The following is a 20,356-nucleotide window of genomic DNA, read 5'->3' as shown; positions in this document are numbered from 1 at the left end:
TTTCCGGCGTATCTCGGTAAGGTCGGTTCGCATGCCCGGTAACGTACTTTCAGCAACAGCCCTGAAGCGGGTAAAACCGGGTATAAGCCGTCCGGTTGCCCGGCAAGGGTGGTATTTATCGCAGGTCAGGCGGTCATTGGCAGAATATGCACCCCTTCTGCCAGGTCAGGGCAGCACCAGCACGCCGGTATGCTTGGCCTTGCGCTCGGGCTCGACATGGATGTTGATCAGCGCATCACCCAGTCCCGCGCGCAGGCCATCTTCCACCCGGTCGCATATGTGGTGGGCTTCCTCTACGCTCATGGCACCGGGCACGACAAGATGAAACTCGATAAAGGTCATGGCGCCGACGATGCGCGCGCGGATGTCATGCGCCTCCATGGCGCCGGTGGCGGTGTGCGAGATGATGGAACGGATCTCGCCCAGCGTCTCGGAATTGGGGGCCTCGTCCATCAGCCCCGCGATGGAGGTGCGCATCATCTCCCACCCCGTGCGCAGCACGTTCACCGCAATCAGGGCGGCGAGCAGCGGGTCGAGCCACAAAAAGCCAGTGAGCGGAATCAGCACGAACCCCGTAATCAGCACCGCCGATGTCCAGACATCGGACAGCACATGGTGCCCGCTGGCCACCAGGGCGGGTGAATGGCGCGCGCGCCCCAGCCGCAGCAGGAACAGCCCCCACCCCAGGTTGAGCAGCCCCGCGCCGCCATTGAGTGCTATACCCAGCAGCGAATCCTGCGGCGCATGCATGTGCTGGAAGCCGATCCACGCCTCATGCGCGATGGTGATGGCGGTAATGACCACCAGCACTCCTTCCGCCACGGCGGAGAGGTATTCGGCTTTGTAATGGCCATAGGTGTGGTTGTGGTCCGGCGGCAGGCTTGCCACCCGCAGCGCCCACAGCCCGGCCACGGCGGAGACCACGTTGATGATGGTCTCGATGGCGTCGGAATACAGCGCGATGCTGTCCGTCACGCGCCATGCGGCATATTTCATGCCCAGCGCGATCAGGCTGACGACAACGCTGCACCAGGCCGCGCGGATCTTGGGGTCGGTACGGGAAAACATGCTGAACAGGGAGTCCTTGCGATCAGACGGTGTGGGCTTCGGCCAGAATGCAGTGGTCGGCATCGGTCAGGGTTTCAATCTGCAAGGTGGGGTGAACAATGCCAAAGCGGGCCTGCAGCTCGCTGGCGGCGCGGTTCAGCAGGCCATCAGGTGCATGGCCCTGCTCGCCCGCCCCGCGCACGAGGTGGACGGTCAGCGCGGTTTCGGTGGTGCTGATGGGCCAGATGTGCAGGTCATGCAGGTCGCATACGCCGGGCAGCGTGCGCAAAAAGGCATCGACGGCCGCAGGGTCAATGCCACGCGGCACGCGGTCGAGCGCCATGTCGAGCGAATCGCGCAGCAGCGACCATGTGGCCACAATGATGGACAGCGACACCACAAGGCAGATGACGGGATCGATGCGCAGCCAGCCGGTCAGCAGGATCAGGCCGCCACCCGCCACCACGGCCAGCGCCATCACTGCATCGGATGCCATGTGCAGGAACGCGCCATGCAGGTTGAGGTCTTTCCTGCCGCCACTGGCAAACAGCAGCGCTGTCAGCCCGTTCACCACAATGCCGATTCCGGCCACCACCATCACCGCAACGCCCGCCACCGGGTGCGGGTGGATCAGCCGCAGCACGGCCTCCCACATGATGCCGCCGGTCACCACCAGCAGGGCCACGGCATTGCCAAGGGCCGCGAGGATGGAGGAGCGGCGCAGCCCGTAAGTGAAATTGGCGGTGGGCGAGCGGCGCGAGAGCACCTCGGCCAGCCACGCAGCGCCAAGGGCGAGCACGTCGGACAGGTTATGCCCCGCATCGGCCAGCAGCGAGAGCGCATGGCTGCGCACGCCCCACACCGCCTCGCCCACGACATAGACAAGGTTGAGCGCAATGCCGATGGCAAACGCCCGACCGTAGGAGGCCGGCGTGTGCACATGATGGTGGCCAAACAGCCCGCCATGCCCGTGGTCATGCCCGCAGCCACCATCATGCCCGTCAGCGGCATGGTCGTGGCCCGCATGGGTATCATGACCGCAGCCATGGCCTGCGTCAGGCCCGCTGGTGGCCTGCCCGGGGTGCGCATGCTCGTGACCAGTGCAGTCAGGGCCGTGCGCGGGTGGGGGGGCGGCGTGGTCATGGGAGTGGTCATGGCCATCCGCGCCATGGTTGTGCTGGCATTCGCCCATCGGGCCTGAGTCCATATTGATCGGGAGGGGCAGGGTATCGCCGCCTTCCTAGCAGAAGGTTACCGCCCGTCACCAGCATTTAGCACATTCCTGTGCGGCGCCCCGGCGTGATATGGCACCCGCACCACCATCAGCCACGGAAACCTGCCCCGATGATCCGACTGACCGAACTGCGCCTGCCCATCGCGCATGATGACGCCGCACTGGAACAGGCGGTGGCCGGGCGGCTGGGCGTTGCGCGGGCGGATATCGAGGCCATCACCATCTTCCGCCGCGGGCATGACGCACGCCACCGGCACCGCATGATGCTGGTCTATACCGTTGACTGCGCCGTGCGTGACGGGGCCGCCGTGCTCGCCGCCCATGCAGGCGCGCGCAACATCATGCCCACGCCCGACACCACCTACCGTTTTGCAGTGGATGACGGCCCGGCCCTTGCCGCCCGGCCCGGCTTTACGCGCCCGGTGGTGATCGGGGCGGGGCCATGCGGGCTGATGGCAGCCCTTGTGCTGGCGCAGATGGGCCTGCGCCCCGTGGTGCTCGAGCGTGGCAAGGTGGTGCGCGAGCGCACGGTCGATACCTTCGCCCTGTGGCGCAAATCCATCCTCAACCCCGAGAGCAACGTACAGTTTGGCGAAGGGGGAGCGGGCACCTTCTCCGATGGCAAGCTGTACAGTCAGGTCAGTGATCCGCGCCATTATGGCCGCAAGGTGCTGGCCGAGTTCGTGCGCGCAGGCGCGCCGCCCGAGATCGAATACCTCTCGCGCCCGCATATCGGCACGTTCCGGCTGGTGTCGATGGTCGAGCATATCCGCGCCGAGATCGAGGCGCTGGGCGGCGAATACCGCTTTGGCGCGCATGTCACCGAATTCGTAACCGGTGATGACGGCGCGGGGAACAGGCGCATCCGCGCCCTCCGCCTGGCGGAGGGCGACGAGATTGCGGCCAGCCACGTGGTGCTGGCCATCGGCCACAGCGCGCGTGACACGTTCGGCGCATTGCATGAGGCAGGTGTCGCCATGGTGGCCAAGCCGTTCTCGATCGGGGTGCGCATCGAACACCCGCAATCGGTCATCAACACCGCCCGCTATGGCCAGCCCGAGGCCGTGCCGCTGCTCGGGGCTGCGGATTACAAGCTGGTGCACCATGCCAGCAACGGGCGTGCGGTCTATTCCTTCTGCATGTGCCCCGGTGGCACGGTGGTGGCTGCCACCTCGGAGGTGGGGCAGGTGGTGACCAATGGCATGAGCCAGTATTCCCGCGCCGAGCGCAACGCCAATGCCGGGCTGGTGGTTGGCGTGACGCCAGAGCGTGATTACCCCGACGGGCCGCTTGCGGGCATCGCCTTCCAGCGTGAGTGGGAGCGCCGGGCCTTTGAAGCGGGTGGCGGGGGTTATTTCGCGCCCGCGCAGACGGTGGGCGACTTCCTCGATGGCGTGGCGTCCACCACCCTTGGCGCTGTTGTGCCGTCCTATCGCCCCGGCGTTACGCCGACTGACCTGTCACGCTGCCTGCCGGATTTTGCCGTGGCGGCCATGCGCGAGGCGCTGCCGCATTTTGACAGCAAGCTGGCAGGCTTTTCCATGCGCGATGCGGTGATGACGGGAGTGGAGACGCGCACCTCATCACCACTGCGCATTCCGCGCGGGGTGGACGGGCAGGGCATGAACCTGCGCGGGCTATTTCCGGCGGGCGAGGGGGCGGGCTATGCCGGGGGCATTCTCTCGGCGGGCATTGATGGCATCCGCATTGCCGAGGCCGTGGCCCTGTCGCTGGCGGGGCGGGATGTGGAGCAGGCGCTGCACCGGGGCATGACCCATGCCACCGATGCCCAGTAGCGTATTAAAAAGTAAAAGTTTTTACTATCTACAGGAACGAGACCGGATCAATATCTACGTCAATCCGCGCCCCGCGCTCGGGTTTTACGCGGCTGAGCCATTCGCGCATGATGGGCTGCACCGCAATGTTGCGCCGCGCGCGCAAAAGCAGCCGGTGGCGGTGCCGCCCGCGCAGAATGGCCAGTGGCGCGGGGGCAGGGCCAAGCACCTGCACGCCATCAAGCCGGGGGGCGTTCTGGCCCAGGGCGCGGGCGGTCAGTTCGGCGGCATCAGGCGTCTCGGCACTCACGATCAGGGCGGCGAGCCTGCCATAAGGCGGCCAGAAGCCGGGGCGGCGCTGTTCGGCCTCCTGCTCCATGAAGCTGCCAAAGTTCCCTGAAACCAGCGCCTGCATCACCGGGTGGTCGGGCACGTAGCTCTGCAACAGCACCCGGCCCGGCGCCTCCGCACGGCCCGCGCGCCCTGCGACCTGGTGCAGAAGCTGCACCGTGCGCTCGGAGGCCCGCAGGTCGCCACCGCCAAGGCCGAGATCGGCATCGACAATGCCAACAAGGGTGAGGTGCGGAAAGTGCCAGCCCTTGGCCACGATCTGGGTGCCGATCACAAGATCCACCTCGCGCCGGGCAATGCGCTCCACTGCGGCGGCGGTGGCGGCGGGGCCGCTGAGGGTGTCGCTCGCCATGACCAGAATCCGTGCATCGGGGAAGGTGGCGCGCGCCTCCTCCGTTATGCGCTCCACGCCGGGGCCGATGGGGGTCAGGCTGTCGGCATCGGCGCATTTTGGGCAGGTCTGGGGAATGGGCTCGTCATACCCGCAATGGTGGCAGGTCAGGATATGGCGCGCGCGGTGTTCCACCAGCCAGGCCGTGCAGTTGGGGCACTGCATGCGGTGGCCACAGGTGCGGCATAGCGTGAGTGGCGCATAGCCCCGGCGGTTGAGGAACAGCATGGCCTGCTCCCCCCGCCCCACGGCCTCGTTGATCGCGCCGGTCAGTACGGGCGAGAGGAATAGCCCGCGCTCGGGCGGGTCGGCGCGCATGTCCAGTGTTTCCACCACAGGCATGGTGGCGTTGCCGTGGCGGGCATTGAGCCTGAGGTGCCGGTAGCGGCCCGCGCCCACATTGGCCAGGCTTTCAAGGCTGGGCGTGGCCGAGACCAGCACGATGGGCGCTCTGCTCATGCGCGCGCGCACCACCGCCATGTCACGCGCGTGGTAGGTCACGCCATCTTCCTGCTTGAAGGCGGTCTCGTGTTCTTCATCGACAATAATCAGCCCGAGCTGGTCAAAGGGCAGGAACAGCGCCGAGCGCGCGCCCACCACAACCCGCGCCGTGCCATCGGCTACCGCCCGCCATGTCACCCGCCGCAGCCTTGCCCCGAGGTCGGAGTGCCACAGTGCGGGTTCCGCGCCAAAGCGGCGGGCAAAGCGCCCGGTCCACTGCGCCGAGAGTGCTATTTCAGGCAGCAGCACCAGCGCCTGCCTGCCTGCCTCAAGACAGGCGGCGATGGCCTCCATGTAGATCTCGGTCTTGCCCGATCCGGTCACGCCTTCCAGCAGGGTGATGGAAAAGCTGTTCTCATCCACCCTGGCCCGCAGTTCGGTTGCGACCTCGGCCTGGTTGCCACCCAGCGTGGGCGGGCAATGCGCCGGGTCGGGTGTTGCGAAGGGTGGCGGGGGCGTGATTTCAACCGCACGCAGGGCGCCCGCCTGCGCCAGCCCGCGAATGACGGCTGCCCCCACGCCCGCCCGGCGGGCCAGTTCGGCGGCAGGCAGCGGCGGCCCTGAGGCTGCAATGTCCAGCACTTTCTGGCGCGCGGGCGTGAGCCGGAGGTTCGCGGGCAAGGCTGGCGCGGGGCTGTAGCCCGTGCCGGGTCTGGGCAGGGCGGCCAGCGCATTGGCCCGCAGCGCCATGGCCAGCACCATGCCCGGTGGCGAGAGCGTATAGGCGGCCACCCAGTCCACGAACTGGCGCAACTGCGCGGGCAGGGGGGGCAGGTCAAGGCGGGCGGCCACGGGCTTGAGGCGGCTGGTGGGTACCTCCTTTGGGGGGGGCGGCCTGAATTCGGGCGGCAGGTTGGGGGCGGCATCCCAGATCACGCCGGTTTCGGTGCGGCGGCCGAGCGGCACACTCACGATATCGCCGGGGCGGGCATGGATCAGCCGGGGCGGCAGCAGGTAGTCCAGCGGCCCGGCAAAGGGCAGGGTGAGCATGACCCGCACGCGCCCGTCAGGGGCGGGGGGCAGCAGGTCCGTCTGGGTGGGGTTGCGATGCGGCATGTGTTTTTCTACCGTCAGGCATCGCCTGTGTCTTGTCCATCCATGGGGCATGGCGCGCCGATTGCCTTGAGTAAGACATTATTTTGAAACAACGCATTGATAAAAAGTGATAAAAGTTTTCGGGTGCTGCCTTTTCTCAAACAGGTGGCGTTCTTCGGAGCTTTTTGAAAAAAGCTTCACCCAAAACTTTTTTCGGTCAGGGAAAGGGCATGCGGCATGATGGCAACCGGGGCACGCGATGCCTTTTTGCAGTGGATGGAGACCGAACGCCGGGCCTCCCCCCTCACGCTTGCGGCCTATCGCGGCGATCTGGACCGTTTCCTGGCCTTTCTCATGGGGCATCTGGGCGCGGAACCCGATCTGGGCGCGCTCGCGGGCCTGTCGCTGGCCGACCTGCGGGCCTGGCTGGCCCATGAGCATAACGCCGCCCTGAGCGGCAGCCGCGCCACCACGCAGGACCGTGCCGCGCGCACGCGGGCGAGGCGGGTTTCGGCGCTGCGCTCGTTCTACCGCTACCTTGCCCGCTACCACGGGGTGGACAACCCGGCCCCGGCCCTGCTGGCCACCCCGCGCACCCGCTGCCCGCTGCCCCGCCCGCTGCCAAGGCCCGATGCGCTCGAGGTGCCCGAAGGCGTTGCCGACATCGCCCATACCCCCATGGCGCAGGTGCGTGACGGCGCCCTGTTCATGCTGCTGTACGGTTGCGGGCTGCGCATCTCGGAGGCGCTGGGGCTGGATGTGCGTGATTTCGATCAGGCCGCCAGTCTTGGCAACCCGGTGCAGGGCGATGGCGTGCTGCGCATTCGCGGCAAGGGCGGCAAGGAGCGCATGGTGCCGGTGCTGCCACAGGTCATGCAGGCGCTCAGGCGGTGGCGCAATGCCCACCCGCTGCCCCAGCCCGATGCGCCGCTGTTTGTGGGCGTGCGTGGCGGGCGACTGCAGGCGGGCATTGCCCAGCGCGCCATGCGCACGTGGCGGCACATGGCGGGCCTGCCCGAGCATGCAACCCCGCATGCGCTGCGGCATTCATTCGCAACGCACCTGATGGAAGGCGGCGCCGACCTGCGCGTGATACAGGACCTGCTCGGCCATGCCAGCCTGTCCACCACCCAGCGCTACACCCTGGCGGATGAAGCGCGGCTGATGGACGTCTGGACACGCGCCCATCCGCATGCCACCACCGACACCCCGCCCGATACTACTGCCCGATGAACAGGAAAATCCATGCCTGAGCGGTTTGCCTACCCCCCTATCGACCCCTACGACCACGGCTGGCTTGATACGGGGGAGGGGCACCGCGTTTACTGGGAACTGTGCGGCAACCCTGACGGCATTCCCGTGGTGTTTGTCCATGGTGGGCCCGGTGGGGGGTGCTCGGCTTTCCAGCGCCGCATGTTCGACCCGGCGCGCTATCGCATCCTGCTGTTCGACCAGCGCGGCTGCGGGCGCTCCACGCCACATGCCTCCCTCGAGCACAACACCACATGGCATCTCGTGGCCGATATGGAGCGCCTGCGCGTGCTCACGGGAGCGGAGCAGTGGATGGTGTTCGGCGGCTCATGGGGTTCCACGCTGGCGCTGGCCTATGCGCAGACACATCCCGGGCGGGTCACGGCGCTGGTCATGCGCGGCATCTTCACCCTGCGCCGGGCGGAACTGCTGTGGTATTATCAGGAGGGTGCTTCATGGCTCTTCCCCGACCTGTGGGAGCAGTTCCTCGCCCCCATCCCGCCCGGGGAGCGCGATGACCTGATTACGGCCTATAACCGCCGCCTCACCGGCACGGATCAGGACGAGCAGATAAAGGCCGCCATCGCCTGGAGCGTGTGGGAAGGGCGCACCATCACCCTGCGCCCCGCGCCCGATGCCACCACCCGGCATGCCGACCCGCGCTACGCGCTGGCCTTCTCGCGCATCGAGAACCATTATTTCATCAATGCCGGATGGCTGGAGGAGGGGCAGCTGATCCGCAACGTGGAGCGCATCCGCCACATCCCCACCATCATCGTGCAGGGGCGCTATGATGTGGCCACCCCCATGCGCACGGCGTGGGACCTGCACCGCGCCTGGCCGGAGGCGGATTTTCAGGTCATTGACATCGCGGGGCATGCCATGACCGAGCCCGGCATTCTCGAAGCACTCCTCGGCGCGACCGATGCCATGGCGGAGCGGCTGGGCTAGTGGCGGCCCGTCATGCCCTGCTGGCCATGGGGCTGGTCTGCGGCCTCGCTGTAGCCCCCGGCGCCATGGCCTCCCCCGACGCCGCGCGGCTGTGCAGCCACGAGCGCGTGGCCGAAGTGCCGCTGCGTGATGATGGGGGTTACCTCTCCATCGTCATCAGCATTGCGGGCCACAGCCTGAGCGCGCTGGTGGATACCGGCTCGGATGGCGGGCTGCTCACGCCCGAGATGGTGGGTTACCTGCGCCTGCGCCTCGACCCCGAGCATGAAACGGTGGTGCATGGCACCGGCGGGGTGGCGCAGGCCACGCCCAACGCCATCGTGCCCGACCTGCGGGTGGGCGGCGTGGATTTTGGCGCGCGCTCCGTGCCGGTGGGCGAACTGCCCGGCCAGCCCATGATCCAGCCCCCCGTGGCGGGGCTGCTTGGTGGCGATATTCTCTCGCGCTTCGATCTGGACATGGACGTACCCGGCGGCACGCTGAGCCTGTGGAACATCCAGCACGGCTCGCTGGCCTGCGCGCCCCCGCCCGCGTGGGATGGCCCGTATGAAAGCCTGCCCCTGCGCAGGCAGGACAACCGCTTTCTGCTGGATGTAAAGCTTGATGGCAGGCCGGTCACCGCACTGCTCGACAGTGGCGCGCGCTCGCGCATCGTCTCGCCCGACGTGGCGCACCGCGCGGGTGTCGCCCAGTCACAGCTTGAGCGCGACCCCGGTGGTGTGACCGCGAGCGTGGACGGGCACAGGGACATCTATCACTGGCACCGTTTTAACAGCCTGCAGGTGGGCCACGAGCTTGAGCGCAATGTTACGCTGACCGTGGCCCCGCTGCGCGAGCATCTGGAGATGCTGCTGGGCTCTGACTGGTTCGCAAGCCACCGGGTGTGGATATCCTACGCCACCAGCCAGGCCTTTGTCCGCCCCGCGCACAGGCAGGGCGGGTAAGGCACGGGCCCTCAGCCCTTGAGTTTGGCGTTGCAGATGCTGTAGTAGCCGCCGCCCTTCTGGATCCAGCGCAGGCCGCCATTGGCGTTGGTGGCCTTGTTGGCGTTGTACTGGTCAAGGCAGGTGTGCAGGCGGCCCTTGCCTGCGGCTTCCTTGCTGTATTTGTCAGCGACAGCGGTAGGCATTGTGGCGGAGGTGGATGCCACGGGGGTTGCGGCCTTGCTGGCTGCCGGTGCGGCAACAGGCGCTGCGGCGGGAGCCGGAGCTGCCGGTGTTGCGGCGGCGGCCGTGTCGGTATCGCACTGCACGGCCTTGAATTCCTTGTAGGACTGCGTGCCCAGCGTGCCTGCCGTGCGGGCCGCCGTGAATTTGGCGTGGCAGGTCTTGGAGGTTTCACGTGCCTGCGCGACCCCGGTGGAAAGGGCAAGTGTAAGGGCGCAGGCGGTGGCGAGGGAGAGGCGGAATGATGTGGCCATGAGGTCTGGTCAGTCCTGAAATAATGTATGGAAAATAAGGGTTTTACAGTGCGCTGTCGCCCGTCTCGCGCGTGCGGATGCGGATGACGCTGTCAAGCGGGGAGATGAAGATCTTGCCATCGCCGATCTTGCCGGTGTGGGCGGCTTCCAGAATCGTCTCGACTGCCTGCTCGACAAGTTCGTCGGTCACGGCAACCTCGATCTTGATCTTGGGCAGGAAGCTGACGTGGTATTCCGCGCCGCGATAGATTTCGGTCTGGCCCTTCTGGCGACCGAAGCCCTTGACTTCCGATACGGTCAGCCCCTGAATCCCCAGCGGGGTCAGGGCCTCACGCACATCGTCGAGCTTGAAAGGCTTGATGATGGCTGTGACAAGCTTCATCGCACCGCGTCTCCATTCTTGCTGTTCCGGCCGGTTGACCGTGGGTGAAGTAAGGTAACCGCTCCGTCTATACCCTGATCGGGTGATGTATGTCATCCGCCTTCACGCCCAGCATCTGGCATGTGTGCTTGTGCGTTACCCCCGGTGGGGAGTAAATCCGTGTGGCCTGCCCCGTTGCCCGGGGGGCCCAGAACAGGAAACGAAATGACCGCGAACATGACAGCCACCACCATGCCCGAAGCCCTTGGGGTTGATGTCTGCATCGTGGGGGCGGGTCCGGTTGGCGCCACGCTGGCCTGCCGCCTGGCAACAGCGGGCATGCAGGTCGCGATTATCGATCGCGCGGCCCTGCCGCCCATGGAGCACCCGGCCTTCGATGGCCGCGCCTATGCCATCGCCGCAGGTTCGCGCCGCCTGCTCGAGGAGGCGGGCGTGTGGCCTCGCCTGCCCATGGAGTCGTGCGACATCAACGAGATCCGCGTGACCGATGGCAGGCCCGGCCAGCCGCCTTCGCCCCTGTTCCTTGAATTCGGCCGTGCCGATGCCGACCAGCCCTTCGGTGCGATGATCGAGGCCCGCGCCCTGCGCGTGGCGCTTAACGCCGCCCTTCACGCAACGCCGGGCCTGCATGTTTTCGCCCCCGATGAAGGCCGCGTGACCCGCACGGCGCAGGGTGCGGTGATCCACACCACCAGCGGCCGCACCATCAATGCCCGCCTCGTGGTGGCCGCCGAGGGCCGCCGCAGTCCGCTGCGCGACCAGGCCCGCATCACGGTCACCCGCATGCCCTACAACCAGTGTGGCATCGTGTGCGCGGTCGCTCACGAATTCCCGCATGAAGGCCGCGCGCTGGAGCATTTCCTGCCCGCAGGCCCCTTTGCCCAGCTACCCATGGCAGGTAACGCGCAGCACCCCAACCTCTCCGCCCTGGTCTGGACCGAGAGCGAGAAGGTGGCCCACCGTCTGGCCGACCTGCCGCACGAAGCCTTTGCCCACGAGATCCGCCGCCGCATGGGCGATGAATGGCTTGGCGCCGTGACACCCGTGGGGCGGCGCTGGGTCTATCCGCTTTCCGCGCAGTACGCGCAGCGTTATATTGATACGCGTCTGGCGCTGGTGGGCGATGCCGCCCACGGCATCCACCCCATTGCGGGGCAGGGGCTCAACCTCGGCTTCCGTGATGTGATCGCCATGGCCGACATTCTGGCGCAGGTGCATGCGGCGGGCGGCGATGTGGGCGCGCCCGACGTGCTGCGCCGCTACCAGGCGCGTTGCCGGCCGGCCAATATGCTCATGCTGGCGGCAACCGATGCGCTCGAGCGCCTGTTTGGCAATGACAATCCCGTGCTGCGCCTGGCGCGTGACGTGGGGCTTGCCACCGTCAACCGCATAACACCCCTGCGCCGCAGCTTTGCCCGGCACGCCATGGGGCTGTAAGCCGCCGCCTGCCAGACATATGACAACCGCCCATCGGACGGAACGGACCGATCATGCCTGAAAACCCGCCTGCCGCCCTTTCACTGAAGGACCGCGCGAGCCCCGTGCTGCCCCCCACGCTGGGGCCAATCGACCCCGCCATGCTGTGGCGCGAGATCGTAAGTGGCGCGTGCGGCTGCAATGACCCGCTGGTCAAGGGGCTGCTGGCCACGGGCATCCGCAATCACGGCTCCTTTCGCGGCGCACTCGCCGCCCTGCTCGGGCGCAAGCTTGGCGATCGCTCGGTGGCCGATGACGCGCTGGCCGAGCTGGTGACGGAAGTGTTCGAGGCCGACCCCGATATCGTCAACGCGGCCGCGGCCGATCTCGTGGCCATCCGCGAGCGCGATCCGGCCACGGCGGAATACGTAACGCCCTTCCTGTTCTTCAAGGGTTATCATGCCGTGCAGAGCCACCGCGTGGCGCACTGGCTGTGGCATAACGGGCGTGGCTATCTGGCGCTGCACCTGCAGAGCCGGTGTTCGGAACTGTTCGGGGTTGATATTCACCCCGCGGCCCGGCTGGGGCGGCGGGTCCTGTTCGACCACGGCACGGGCATCGTGATTGGCGAGACCTCGGTGCTGGAAGATGACGTGTCGCTGCTGCAGGGCGTAACCCTGGGCGGCACCGGCAAGAACGTGGGCGACCGCCACCCCAAGGTGCGCCGGGGCGTGCTGATTGGCGCGGGGGCCACCATTCTGGGCAATATCGAGATTGGCGAGGGGGCCAAGGTGGGGGCAGGGTCCATCGTGCTTGAATCCGTCTCGCCCTACACCACGGTGGTGGGCAACCCGGCCCGCGTGGTCGGCACGCGCCATTCCAGCCTGCCAGCCTTCACCATGGACCAGATGCTCCCGCCGATTGATTACATCATCTGATGACCGAATTCGTTTTCAGGCCGCATGTGGCCGTTATTGGCGGTGGCCCCGCGGGCCTCGCCGCAGCCGAGATCCTGTCCGAACGCGGCTGCGCGGTGAGCGTGGTCGAGCAGATGCCCACCATGGGCCGCAAGCTGCTCATGGCCGGGCGCGGCGGGCTGAACCTCACCCACTCCGAGGATGCCGCCACGTTCGGCGCCCGCTATGGCGCGGCAGGGCCGATGATGCAGGCGGCCCTGTCCGCCTTCAGCCCGGCCGATATGGTGAAGTGGGCCGAAGGGCTGGGCCAGTCGTGTTTTACCGGCAGCAGTGGCCGGGTGTTTCCCCGCGCCATGAAGGCCTCGCCCCTGCTGCGCGCGTGGCTTGCGCGGCTGGCCGCGCGCGGCGTGCGCCTGCTGACCCGCCACCGCTGGCTGGGCTGGGATGAGACGGGCCGCCTGCGCGTGTCCGGCCCCGGCGGGGTGGTGAGCTGGCGGGTTGATGCCACCGTGCTGGCCATGGGGGGCGCAAGCTGGGCGCGGCTGGGGTCTGACGGCGCATGGCGCGAACGCCTTGGTGTACTCGGTGTTGAGGTCACGCCGTTCGCTCCCGCCAATTGCGGGTTTGTGACCGGATGGAGTCCCGCTTTCCGCGACCGGTTTGCGGGCACGCCGCTGCGCGGCATCGGCCTTGCACTGGAAGATGGGCCAGACGTGCGCGGCGAAGCGGTGGTGACCGATACGGGCATTGAGGGTGGCGCGGTTTATGCGCTCTCGGCAGCGATTCGCGAGCGGATTGCCCGGACCGGCCATGCCCGCCTGCTCATTGACCTGCGCCCGACCCTTGATCCCGCCGAGATCGCCACCCGCATCGCCCGCGTGCGGGCGCGGGAGAGCCTGTCCAACACGCTGCGCAAGGCGTTGAAGCTTTCCCCCGTTGCGGTGGCGCTAATGCGGGAAGGCGGCGACGGGCCTCTGCCACGCGCACCACAGGCCCTGGCGGCGCGGGTCAGGGCGGTGCCGGTTGACGTTCATGCCCCAGCCGCGCTGGACCGCGCCATATCGGTAGCCGGTGGCATTGCATGGCCCGCCCTTGATGCACATTTCATGATCCGCGCACTGCCGGGCGTGTTCGCGGCTGGTGAGATGCTGGACTGGGAGGCCCCCACCGGCGGTTACCTGCTGCAGGGCTGCATGGCCACGGGCCGCATGGCGGGCGAGGGCGCATGGGCGTGGTTGCAGGACTCGCGGCGCGAGCGCTATCCGTCAGCGCCATGAGTGTTGCAATCACGATTGGCGAGCGGCGCGGGGCCGTGGCGGGCGATGGCCCCGTGACGATGGACCTGGCTGAACTGCTTTCCACCCGCCTTCTGGTGCAGGGCAATTCCGGTTCGGGCAAGTCGCACCTGCTGCGCCGCCTGCTCGAGCAGTCGGCACGCATGGTGCAGCAGGCCATCATCGACCCTGAGGGCGACTTCGTCAGCCTGGCCGAGCGCTATGGCCATCTGGTCATTGATGCCGCCGAGCATACCGAGGCGGCCCTGCAGGCGGCGGGCGAGCGCATGCGCATGCACCGCGCCTCGGTCATCCTGAACCTTGAGGGCGTGGACGCGGATGTGCAGATGCGCCGCGCCGCAGCCTTCCTCGGCGGCATGTTCGAGGTGCCGCGCGATTACTGGTACCCCGTGCTGGTGGTGGTGGATGAAGCCCAGCTTTTTGCCCCTGCTGCGGCAGGCGAGGTGTCGGATGAGGCACGTCGCGCCTCGCTCGGCGCCATGACCAACCTTATGTGCCGTGGCCGCAAGCGCGGGCTGGCAGGGGTTATCGCAACGCAGCGCCTGGCCAAGCTTGCCAAGAATGTCGCGGCCGAGGCCTCGAACTTCCTCATGGGGCGTACCTTCCTTGATATCGACATGATGCGCGCCGCCGACCTGTTGGGCATGGAGCGGCGGCAGGCAGAGAGTTTCCGTGACCTTGAGCGCGGCTATTTCGTGGCCCTCGGCCCCGCCGTGTGCCGCAGGCCGCTTGCCGTCAAGATCGGTCCGGTCGAGACAGAAAGCCGCTCGGCTGGCCCCACGCTCATGCCCTTTGAGCCGGTGCCTGCGGGTGATGAGATCCGTGAACTGATCCTGACCCCGGTGCCCGAGCGCGAACTGCCCGCGCGCGCGCCGCGCCATATCAGCCCGCCGCCCGATATCCTCTCGCAGCTTGCAGCCCACGCCGAGACCGCGACGCTGGAGGCCGAAACCGCGGCACCAGAAGCCCCGCCGGTGGATGCGGCGGCGCTGAGGCTGCGCTTTATCGATATCCTGACCGACATATTGCGCGATGAGGATGCGGGTTTTCGCCCGGTGCATGTGCTGTATCAGGATTTTCTGGTGCGCTGCCGCATCGAAGGCATGGGGCGTGACGCGCTGGACATGCCGCGCTTTCGCCGCCTGCTTGCAGTCGCCCGCGCAGGCGTGGATGCCGCCACCGTGGAAAGCGAGGACTGGCGGCAGGCCGAGCAGATGGCGGCCGTGCTGCCTGATGACATGCAGGGCATCTTTCTGCTCATTGCACGCGCGGCGCTGCATGGGGAGCCCTGCCCATCCGACAGCCTGATCGCGCGCACTTACGGCACCCATTCGCTTGGCCGCGCCCGGCGGCAGCTTGCCTATCTCGAGGAGCAGAACATGATCGTGCTCCGCCATGACGGGCTGGGCCGCCGTAGTGCCGCCGTTATCGGTCCCGGCTGGGAAACCGCACCCGCCCTGCCCGAGGGCGATAAATTATAAAGCAGTTTTTGGTGAAGCTTTTTCCGAAAAGCTCCAGAAGACGCCGCCTTTTTGAAAAAAGGCGACACCCAAAAACGTTTAATATTTTAATATAAATCGGAAATCAGAAGCTCTGCAGGCAATAAAAAACCTGCCTTCTTGCGAAGGCAGGTTTTTTACCTTTCAGCCAGTCACGCTGTAATCAGCGCTTCCACCAGCCCGTGCGGCGGCGGGGAGCCGCTTCCGCTTCGGTCGGCGCGGCAGGTTCCGCCGCCTCGGCCGTAGCCGGTTCCGCTGCGTCTTCCGCCTTCTTGCGGCGGCGCGTGCGGGTGGCCGTGGCCGTCGTTGTGGTGGCGGCCTTGCGGGTTGTGGCACGCTTGCGCGGCGCGGGCTTTGCCGGTGCGGCTTCCGCCGTCTCGGCTACCGCTTCCGCCGGGGCTTCCGCTGCCTCGGTGGCGGCAGGCTCGGCCTTCTTGCGGCGTGCCGGGGCACGGCGGCGCTTGGGAGCCTCTTCCGTCGCCGGGGCTTCGGCTTTCACTTCCGCTTTCACGGGAGCTTCAGCCGCAGCCTCAGTGGCCTCATCCGCCTTGGCAGCCGTCTTGCGGGTGGTGCGGCGGCGCGGGGTGGCCGTCGTCGTGCCCGTGCTCCGGCTTGCCGCACGCTTGCGCGCGGGTTTGGCGGGTGCGGCTTCCTCGGCAGGGGCTGCTTCTTCCGCAGCGTCGGGTGCTGCTGCCTCAGCCGGCTTTTCTTCCGGCGTGCTGGCGGCCTTGGTGCGGCTGCGGCTGCTGCGCGTGGTGGTGGCCGTGCTGGCGCGGCGGCGGCGCGGCTTGGGCGCTTCCTCCACGGGTTCCGCCACGGCTTCCTCTACTGCCGGTGCGGCAGGGGGGGCTTCGGCTTTCTCCACCGGTGCTTCTTCGGCCACGGGTGCGCTCACTTCGGCTTCCGCCTCGGCCTGCGGGGCCTCGGTGGTGGCTTCCGTTTCCACCGGCGTGCGGCGGCGCGTGCGGCGGCGGCGGCGCGGCCTGGGCGCTTCCTCTTCTTCCGCCACAGCAACGACCGCAGGTTCGGCTTCCACAACCTCTTCCACGATCTCGGCAGGTGCCGTGGTCTGCTCGATCACGTCAAAGATGTCGATGATCGGGTCACCATACGGGTCAGCCGGGGTGGGACCACGATAGACTTCACGCGGCGCGGGAGCGGGCACGGGTGCCGGTTCCTCGGCTGCAGGCTGCTGCGTCTCGCTCGTCTGCTCGGGCGCGGTGGTGGCGCTGGAGCCACGACGGCGACGACGGCGCCGGCGGCGGCGGTGGTCGGTGCCCGATGCGATATCCTCGTCCTCTTCCGTGCTGGCCGGGGCTTCCGGGGTCGCTTCGGCGGCTACCGGCGGCTCGGCCTGGATCTGGATCTCGCGCACGTGGCTGCTTTCGGCCGGGGCGTGTGCAATGGCGGCAGGGGCCTCGAAGCGGGCCGTCTGCTGGCGCACGCGCTCGATCTTGCACTCGGGCGGCTGTAGTGTGGCATCGGGTGCGAACACGACCTGCATCTTGTGCCGCGTCTCGATTTCCGAAAGCCAGGTGCGCTTGTTGTTGAGGATGTAGAAGGCGACCTCGGGTGCGACCTGCACGGTAATTTCCGCGGCCTTGCGCTGCATGCCTTCGTCCTCGATCGCGCGCAGCACGTGCAGCGACGAGCTTTCGATCCCGCGCACGATGCCGGTGCCCTGGCAGTGCGGGCAGGGCATGAAGGCGGATTCGGCAATGGAGGGGCGCAGGCGCTGGCGCGACATTTCCAGCAGGCCGAAATGCGAGATCTGGCCCACCTGGATGCGCGCGCGGTCGGTGCGCAGGGCATCTTTCAGCTTCCGCTCGACCATGCCGTTATGCTTGCGGCTTTCCATGTCGATGAAGTCGATCACGATCAGGCCGGCCAGGTCACGCAGGCGCAGCTGGCGGGCGACTTCCTCGGCGGCTTCGAGGTTGGTGCGCAGCGCCGTTTCCTCGATGTTGCGCTCACGCGTGGCGCGGCCCGAGTTCACGTCGATCGCCACCAGCGCTTCGGTCTGGTTGATGACCAGATAGCCACCCGACTTGAGCTGCACGGAAGGCGAGAGCATGGAATCAAGCAGCCCCTCCACCTTGTAGTGCGAGAACAGGGTCTGCTCGTGGTCCTGCCACAGGCGCACCTTCTGCGCGTTCTGGGGCATGAGCATGCGCATGAACTCGCGCGCCGACTTCCAGCCCGGCTCGCCATCGATCAGGATCTCGCTGACCTCGCGCGTGTAGATATCGCGGATGGCGCGCTTGATCAGGCTCGCTTCCTCATAGATCAGGGCGGGGGCGACGGATTCCAGCGTGTGCTGGCGGATATCATCCCACAGGCGCAGCAGGTATTCGCAGTCGCGCATGATCTCGGCGCGCGGGCGCTGGGCGCCGGCAGTGCGCACGATCATGGCCATGCCGCGCGGGATGGACAGCTCGGTAATGATGTCGCGCAGGCGGCGGCGGTCGGCTACCGAGGTGATCTTGCGCGAAACGCCGCCTCCACGCAGCGAGTTGGGCATGAGCACGCAGTACCGCCCTGCAAGCGATACGTAGGTGGTCAGAGCCGCACCCTTGTTGCCGCGCTCTTCCTTGACCACCTGCACGAGCAGGATCTGGCGGCGGCGGATGACTTCCTGAATCTTGTAGTTGCGCAGGAAGCGGGCGATGCGGCGCTGGGCCTGGGCCTCATCGCCGGTGTCGTTCTCGCCGCCCACGGTTTCGGGCTCGTCGTCTTCGTCGCCCGCGGGGGTTTCGGCCTCGTCCTCGGCGCGGGGGGCGTCCTCTTCCTCGTCATCACGCGCGCGGCGTTCTTCTTCCGCGCGGCGTTCCTCCTCCTGCAGCGCGAGCAGCTTTTCGCGGTCGGCTACGGGGATCTGGTAATAATCGGGGTGGATTTCGCTGAAGGCGAGAAAGCCGTGGCGGTTGCCGCCATAATCCACGAACGCAGCCTGAAGGCTGGGTTCTACACGGATAACCTTCGCAAGGTAGATGTTGCCCTTGAGCTGCTTCTTGGAAGCGGCTTCGACATCATAATCCTCAAGGTGGTTACCATCCATCACGACCACGCGGGTTTCTTCCGCGTGGGTCGTGTCGATCAGCATGCGTTTGCTCATAAATAGGCGCACTCCGGTGTGTCACGCTCCGGCATCCGGGCTGCGCGCGAGTCGTGGCGGCAGGAAGGGCGGGGGAGCGGACAAAAGCATGATTGAAAAAGCCGTGACCGAAACCGGACGGGAGACCACCGCGCCCTGCGCGGGCGGACAGGCCATGCGGCACGACCGGATGCGGCATGCTTGTGCCGTCCGTGTTCGGGCATGGTGCCATCGCATGTGCGCAATGGGTCCGCGTGGTGTCCAATCCATCCTCTGTCCTGGCTGGGGAGGGCGCGGCCCGGCCTGATTGCCGGGGCGGAACCTTCCGTATCGACTGGTATGCCATCCGGTTTCCTGTCGATGGGGAACACCGGTGCGGCTGCCTCAGGTCGTGCGTGGCATGTGCCCCCACGCCGTAACGTGGCCGGTAAGCGTACCGGTAAGCGCATGTCGCGCATGCATGATGCATGCCGGATGGAGTTTAAGTCATGCCTGCTGGCATCTCGCCCTATCAGGCATGCCAGCAGGGCAGCCGGACCGGGCGCGGTCCATCACGGCTGGGCAGCATGACGCAATGCGGCCCTTCCTGCAAGGGGCTTGCGTTTATCCCGCTGACGAAGGGCGCGGATGGTGGTAAGGAAAAAAGATACATGATCCCGCAACTGTCTTGACCGGAACCCGATGCATGACCACTGGCTGGCCTGATGGAAACAAGGCGGGCCCGCCGGGGCGCAGGCCCGACCCCGTGCTGCCGCGCCGCACTGTTGTGGCGGGGCTGGGCGTGTTGCTGCCCGCCAGCGCGCTGGCGCGGGTGGCGCCCCAGGTGCCCGCCCACGTGCATGCGGCCGCTGCCGCCCGTCACGCCGCCCACCCGCTGCATGCGCCCGCCATCGTGGGGCGTGCAGCGCCGCCAAAGCCGCTGGTCATGCTCGACCCCGGCCATGGCGGCAAGGACCCCGGCGCCATCGGCATTTCCGGCACCTATGAAAAGCATGTGGCCGAGGCGGCGGCCAGCGAGCTGCAGCGCCAGCTCGAGGCCAGTGGCCGCTACCGCGTGGCCATGACGCGCGCCGATGACCGCTTCATCCCGCTTGAGGGGCGGGTGGACATCGCGCACAGCCACAAGGCCTCGCTGTTCATTTCCATGCATGCCGATGCGCTGACCAACCGCGCGGTGCGTGGGGCGAGTGTCTATACGCTCTCATCAAAGGCGTCGGACCGGCAGACGGCCATGCTCGCGCGCACCGAGAACAGCGCTGACCGCTATGGCGGCCCGCACGTGCATGCGGACTCGCCCGAGGTGCAGGAAATCCTGGCAAGCCTCGTGACCGAGGAAACCCGCCACGGCGCCGCCCACATGGCCAGCAGCATCGTCTCCTCGTTCCGTCCGCGCATCGGCCTGCTGCAACACCCCTCGCGGCATGCTTCCTTCGTGGTGCTCAAATCGGCCGATATTCCTTCCGTGCTGGTGGAGATGGGCTTCATGTCCAACCACATGGATGAAGCAGCGCTCAGGCAGGCGGCCCACCGCATGGTGGTGGCGGGCGCCATGGTGCAGGCCATCGACCGTTATTTCGCCACTGACAGCATGGTCACCCATGCCACGGGCTAGGGCGCTTTTCGGGTTGCAATCACGTTGCGGGGCTGTATTGTGCCCGGCATGGTAACGATAGCGCACATCGTGGGGATCGGATCGGGCGCATACGCGCGCCTTTCCGCGCGCGCATGTGCCGCGACGGGGCTCCTTCGTCTTCGACTTATCCGCCCCTGAGCGATCAGGGCCGGCCTGCGTGCCGG

Annotated in this window: 16 protein-coding genes; 9 read left to right on the top strand and 7 right to left on the bottom strand. The window is 67.2% G+C overall.

The features are described 5' to 3' along the window. Positions 1-165: 165 nt before the first annotated feature. Together CDI09_RS05945 and CDI09_RS05940 are read right to left on the bottom strand one after the other, a co-directional pair. Positions 166-1,068 (bottom strand): cation diffusion facilitator family transporter, encoded by a 903-nt coding sequence (locus tag CDI09_RS05945; protein WP_078526336.1) that lies wholly within the window; start codon positions 1,066-1,068, stop codon positions 166-168. 22 nt (positions 1,069-1,090) lie between these two features. Then, the gene (locus CDI09_RS05940; protein ID WP_078526338.1) at positions 1,091-2,239 is read right to left on the bottom strand and encodes a cation diffusion facilitator family transporter; all 1,149 of its coding nucleotides are present in this window, start codon (positions 2,237-2,239) and stop codon (positions 1,091-1,093) included. Between the two features lie 152 nt (positions 2,240-2,391). On the opposite strand from CDI09_RS05940, the gene CDI09_RS05935 reads away from it, so the two are divergent. Then, complete coding sequence (locus CDI09_RS05935) at positions 2,392-4,077, top strand: NAD(P)/FAD-dependent oxidoreductase (protein WP_078526340.1); 1,686 nt, start codon at positions 2,392-2,394, stop codon at positions 4,075-4,077. A 28-nt stretch (positions 4,078-4,105) separates the two neighbouring features. On the opposite strand, the gene CDI09_RS05930 is transcribed toward CDI09_RS05935, so the two are convergent. After that, positions 4,106-6,355, bottom strand: coding sequence for a primosomal protein N' (locus CDI09_RS05930; protein ID WP_078526342.1), 2,250 nt, complete (start codon positions 6,353-6,355; stop codon positions 4,106-4,108). Positions 6,356-6,571: 216 nt separating this feature from the next. Here CDI09_RS05930 and CDI09_RS05925 point away from each other — a divergent pair, with 216 nt between their 5' ends. From CDI09_RS05925 to CDI09_RS05915, 3 genes are read left to right on the top strand one after another with little or no spacing between them, the layout of a single operon-like run. Further along, entirely contained in the window at positions 6,572-7,567 is a 996-nt protein-coding gene (locus tag CDI09_RS05925; RefSeq protein ID WP_078526344.1) for a tyrosine recombinase XerC, read from the top strand. Positions 7,568-7,579: 12 nt separating this feature from the next. Then, the gene (pip, locus tag CDI09_RS05920; protein ID WP_078526346.1) at positions 7,580-8,536 is read left to right on the top strand and encodes a prolyl aminopeptidase; all 957 of its coding nucleotides are present in this window, start codon (positions 7,580-7,582) and stop codon (positions 8,534-8,536) included. A 26-nt stretch (positions 8,537-8,562) separates the two neighbouring features. Beyond that, complete coding sequence (locus CDI09_RS05915) at positions 8,563-9,480, top strand: aspartyl protease family protein (RefSeq protein WP_078528022.1); 918 nt, start codon at positions 8,563-8,565, stop codon at positions 9,478-9,480. Positions 9,481-9,491: 11 nt separating this feature from the next. On the opposite strand, the gene CDI09_RS05910 is transcribed toward CDI09_RS05915, so the two are convergent. Next, entirely contained in the window at positions 9,492-9,956 is a 465-nt protein-coding gene (locus CDI09_RS05910) for a hypothetical protein (RefSeq protein ID WP_078526348.1), read from the bottom strand. A gap of 43 nt (positions 9,957-9,999) precedes the next feature. Next, positions 10,000-10,338: a P-II family nitrogen regulator gene (locus tag CDI09_RS05905; protein WP_061274536.1), complete on the bottom strand. Its 339-nt coding sequence runs from the start codon at positions 10,336-10,338 to the stop codon at positions 10,000-10,002. Positions 10,339-10,542: 204 nt separating this feature from the next. Between CDI09_RS05905 and CDI09_RS05900 the strand changes: the two genes are divergently transcribed. The 4 genes from CDI09_RS05900 (at position 10,543) to CDI09_RS05885 (ending at position 15,447) form a co-directional block, all read left to right on the top strand. Further along, entirely contained in the window at positions 10,543-11,775 is a 1,233-nt protein-coding gene (locus tag CDI09_RS05900) for a UbiH/UbiF/VisC/COQ6 family ubiquinone biosynthesis hydroxylase (RefSeq protein WP_078526352.1), read from the top strand. Between the two features lie 140 nt (positions 11,776-11,915). Beyond that, entirely contained in the window at positions 11,916-12,692 is a 777-nt protein-coding gene (gene cysE / locus CDI09_RS05895; RefSeq protein WP_236944685.1) for a serine O-acetyltransferase, read from the top strand. After that, positions 12,692-13,948, top strand: a complete 1,257-nt coding sequence (locus CDI09_RS05890; protein ID WP_078526356.1) for a TIGR03862 family flavoprotein — start codon at positions 12,692-12,694, stop codon at positions 13,946-13,948. The genes cysE and CDI09_RS05890 overlap by 1 nt, the downstream gene beginning before the upstream one ends. Next, entirely contained in the window at positions 13,945-15,447 is a 1,503-nt protein-coding gene (locus CDI09_RS05885) for an ATP-binding protein (protein WP_078526358.1), read from the top strand. Before CDI09_RS05890 ends, CDI09_RS05885 begins: the two co-directional genes overlap by 4 nt. A gap of 181 nt (positions 15,448-15,628) precedes the next feature. On the opposite strand, the gene CDI09_RS05880 is transcribed toward CDI09_RS05885, so the two are convergent. Continuing rightward, entirely contained in the window at positions 15,629-18,580 is a 2,952-nt protein-coding gene (locus tag CDI09_RS05880; protein WP_110571214.1) for an Rne/Rng family ribonuclease, read from the bottom strand. A 21-nt stretch (positions 18,581-18,601) separates the two neighbouring features. Further along, the gene (locus tag CDI09_RS18790) at positions 18,602-18,736 is read right to left on the bottom strand and encodes a hypothetical protein (protein WP_265001033.1); all 135 of its coding nucleotides are present in this window, start codon (positions 18,734-18,736) and stop codon (positions 18,602-18,604) included. Positions 18,737-19,244: 508 nt separating this feature from the next. Here CDI09_RS18790 and CDI09_RS05865 point away from each other — a divergent pair. Beyond that, the gene (locus CDI09_RS05865; RefSeq protein ID WP_078526362.1) at positions 19,245-20,171 is read left to right on the top strand and encodes an N-acetylmuramoyl-L-alanine amidase family protein; all 927 of its coding nucleotides are present in this window, start codon (positions 19,245-19,247) and stop codon (positions 20,169-20,171) included. Positions 20,172-20,356: the final 185 nt, after the last annotated feature.

Source organism: Komagataeibacter nataicola, assembly GCF_003207795.1.
In the GTDB taxonomy this organism is placed as follows: domain Bacteria; phylum Pseudomonadota; class Alphaproteobacteria; order Acetobacterales; family Acetobacteraceae; genus Komagataeibacter; species Komagataeibacter nataicola.
Note: the sequence above shows the minus strand (reverse complement) of the source record. Positions and strands in the feature narration are given on the sequence as shown.

Excerpts from the sequence above, each read along its gene's own strand:
- CDI09_RS05940 (WP_078526338.1), bottom strand. The coding sequence starts at position 2,239 with ATGGGCGAATGCCAGCACAACCATGGCGCGGATGGCCATGACCACTCC.
- CDI09_RS05910 (WP_078526348.1), bottom strand. The coding sequence starts at position 9,956 with ATGGCCACATCATTCCGCCTCTCCCTCGCCACCGCCTGCGCCCTTACA.
- CDI09_RS05885 (WP_078526358.1), top strand. The coding sequence starts at position 13,945 with ATGAGTGTTGCAATCACGATTGGCGAGCGGCGCGGGGCCGTGGCGGGC.
- CDI09_RS05865 (WP_078526362.1), top strand. The coding sequence starts at position 19,245 with ATGACCACTGGCTGGCCTGATGGAAACAAGGCGGGCCCGCCGGGGCGC.
- CDI09_RS05915 (WP_078528022.1), top strand. The coding sequence starts at position 8,563 with ATGGGGCTGGTCTGCGGCCTCGCTGTAGCCCCCGGCGCCATGGCCTCC.
- cysE (WP_236944685.1), top strand. The coding sequence starts at position 11,916 with ATGCTGTGGCGCGAGATCGTAAGTGGCGCGTGCGGCTGCAATGACCCG.
- pip (WP_078526346.1), top strand. The coding sequence starts at position 7,580 with ATGCCTGAGCGGTTTGCCTACCCCCCTATCGACCCCTACGACCACGGC.
- CDI09_RS05930 (WP_078526342.1), bottom strand. The coding sequence starts at position 6,355 with ATGCCGCATCGCAACCCCACCCAGACGGACCTGCTGCCCCCCGCCCCT.
- CDI09_RS05945 (WP_078526336.1), bottom strand. The coding sequence starts at position 1,068 with ATGTTTTCCCGTACCGACCCCAAGATCCGCGCGGCCTGGTGCAGCGTT.
- CDI09_RS05900 (WP_078526352.1), top strand. The coding sequence starts at position 10,543 with ATGACCGCGAACATGACAGCCACCACCATGCCCGAAGCCCTTGGGGTT.
- CDI09_RS05935 (WP_078526340.1), top strand. The coding sequence starts at position 2,392 with ATGATCCGACTGACCGAACTGCGCCTGCCCATCGCGCATGATGACGCC.
- CDI09_RS05890 (WP_078526356.1), top strand. The coding sequence starts at position 12,692 with ATGACCGAATTCGTTTTCAGGCCGCATGTGGCCGTTATTGGCGGTGGC.
- CDI09_RS05880 (WP_110571214.1), bottom strand. The coding sequence starts at position 18,580 with ATGAGCAAACGCATGCTGATCGACACGACCCACGCGGAAGAAACCCGC.
- CDI09_RS05905 (WP_061274536.1), bottom strand. The coding sequence starts at position 10,338 with ATGAAGCTTGTCACAGCCATCATCAAGCCTTTCAAGCTCGACGATGTG.
- CDI09_RS18790 (WP_265001033.1), bottom strand. The coding sequence starts at position 18,736 with ATGGCCTGTCCGCCCGCGCAGGGCGCGGTGGTCTCCCGTCCGGTTTCG.
- CDI09_RS05925 (WP_078526344.1), top strand. The coding sequence starts at position 6,572 with ATGATGGCAACCGGGGCACGCGATGCCTTTTTGCAGTGGATGGAGACC.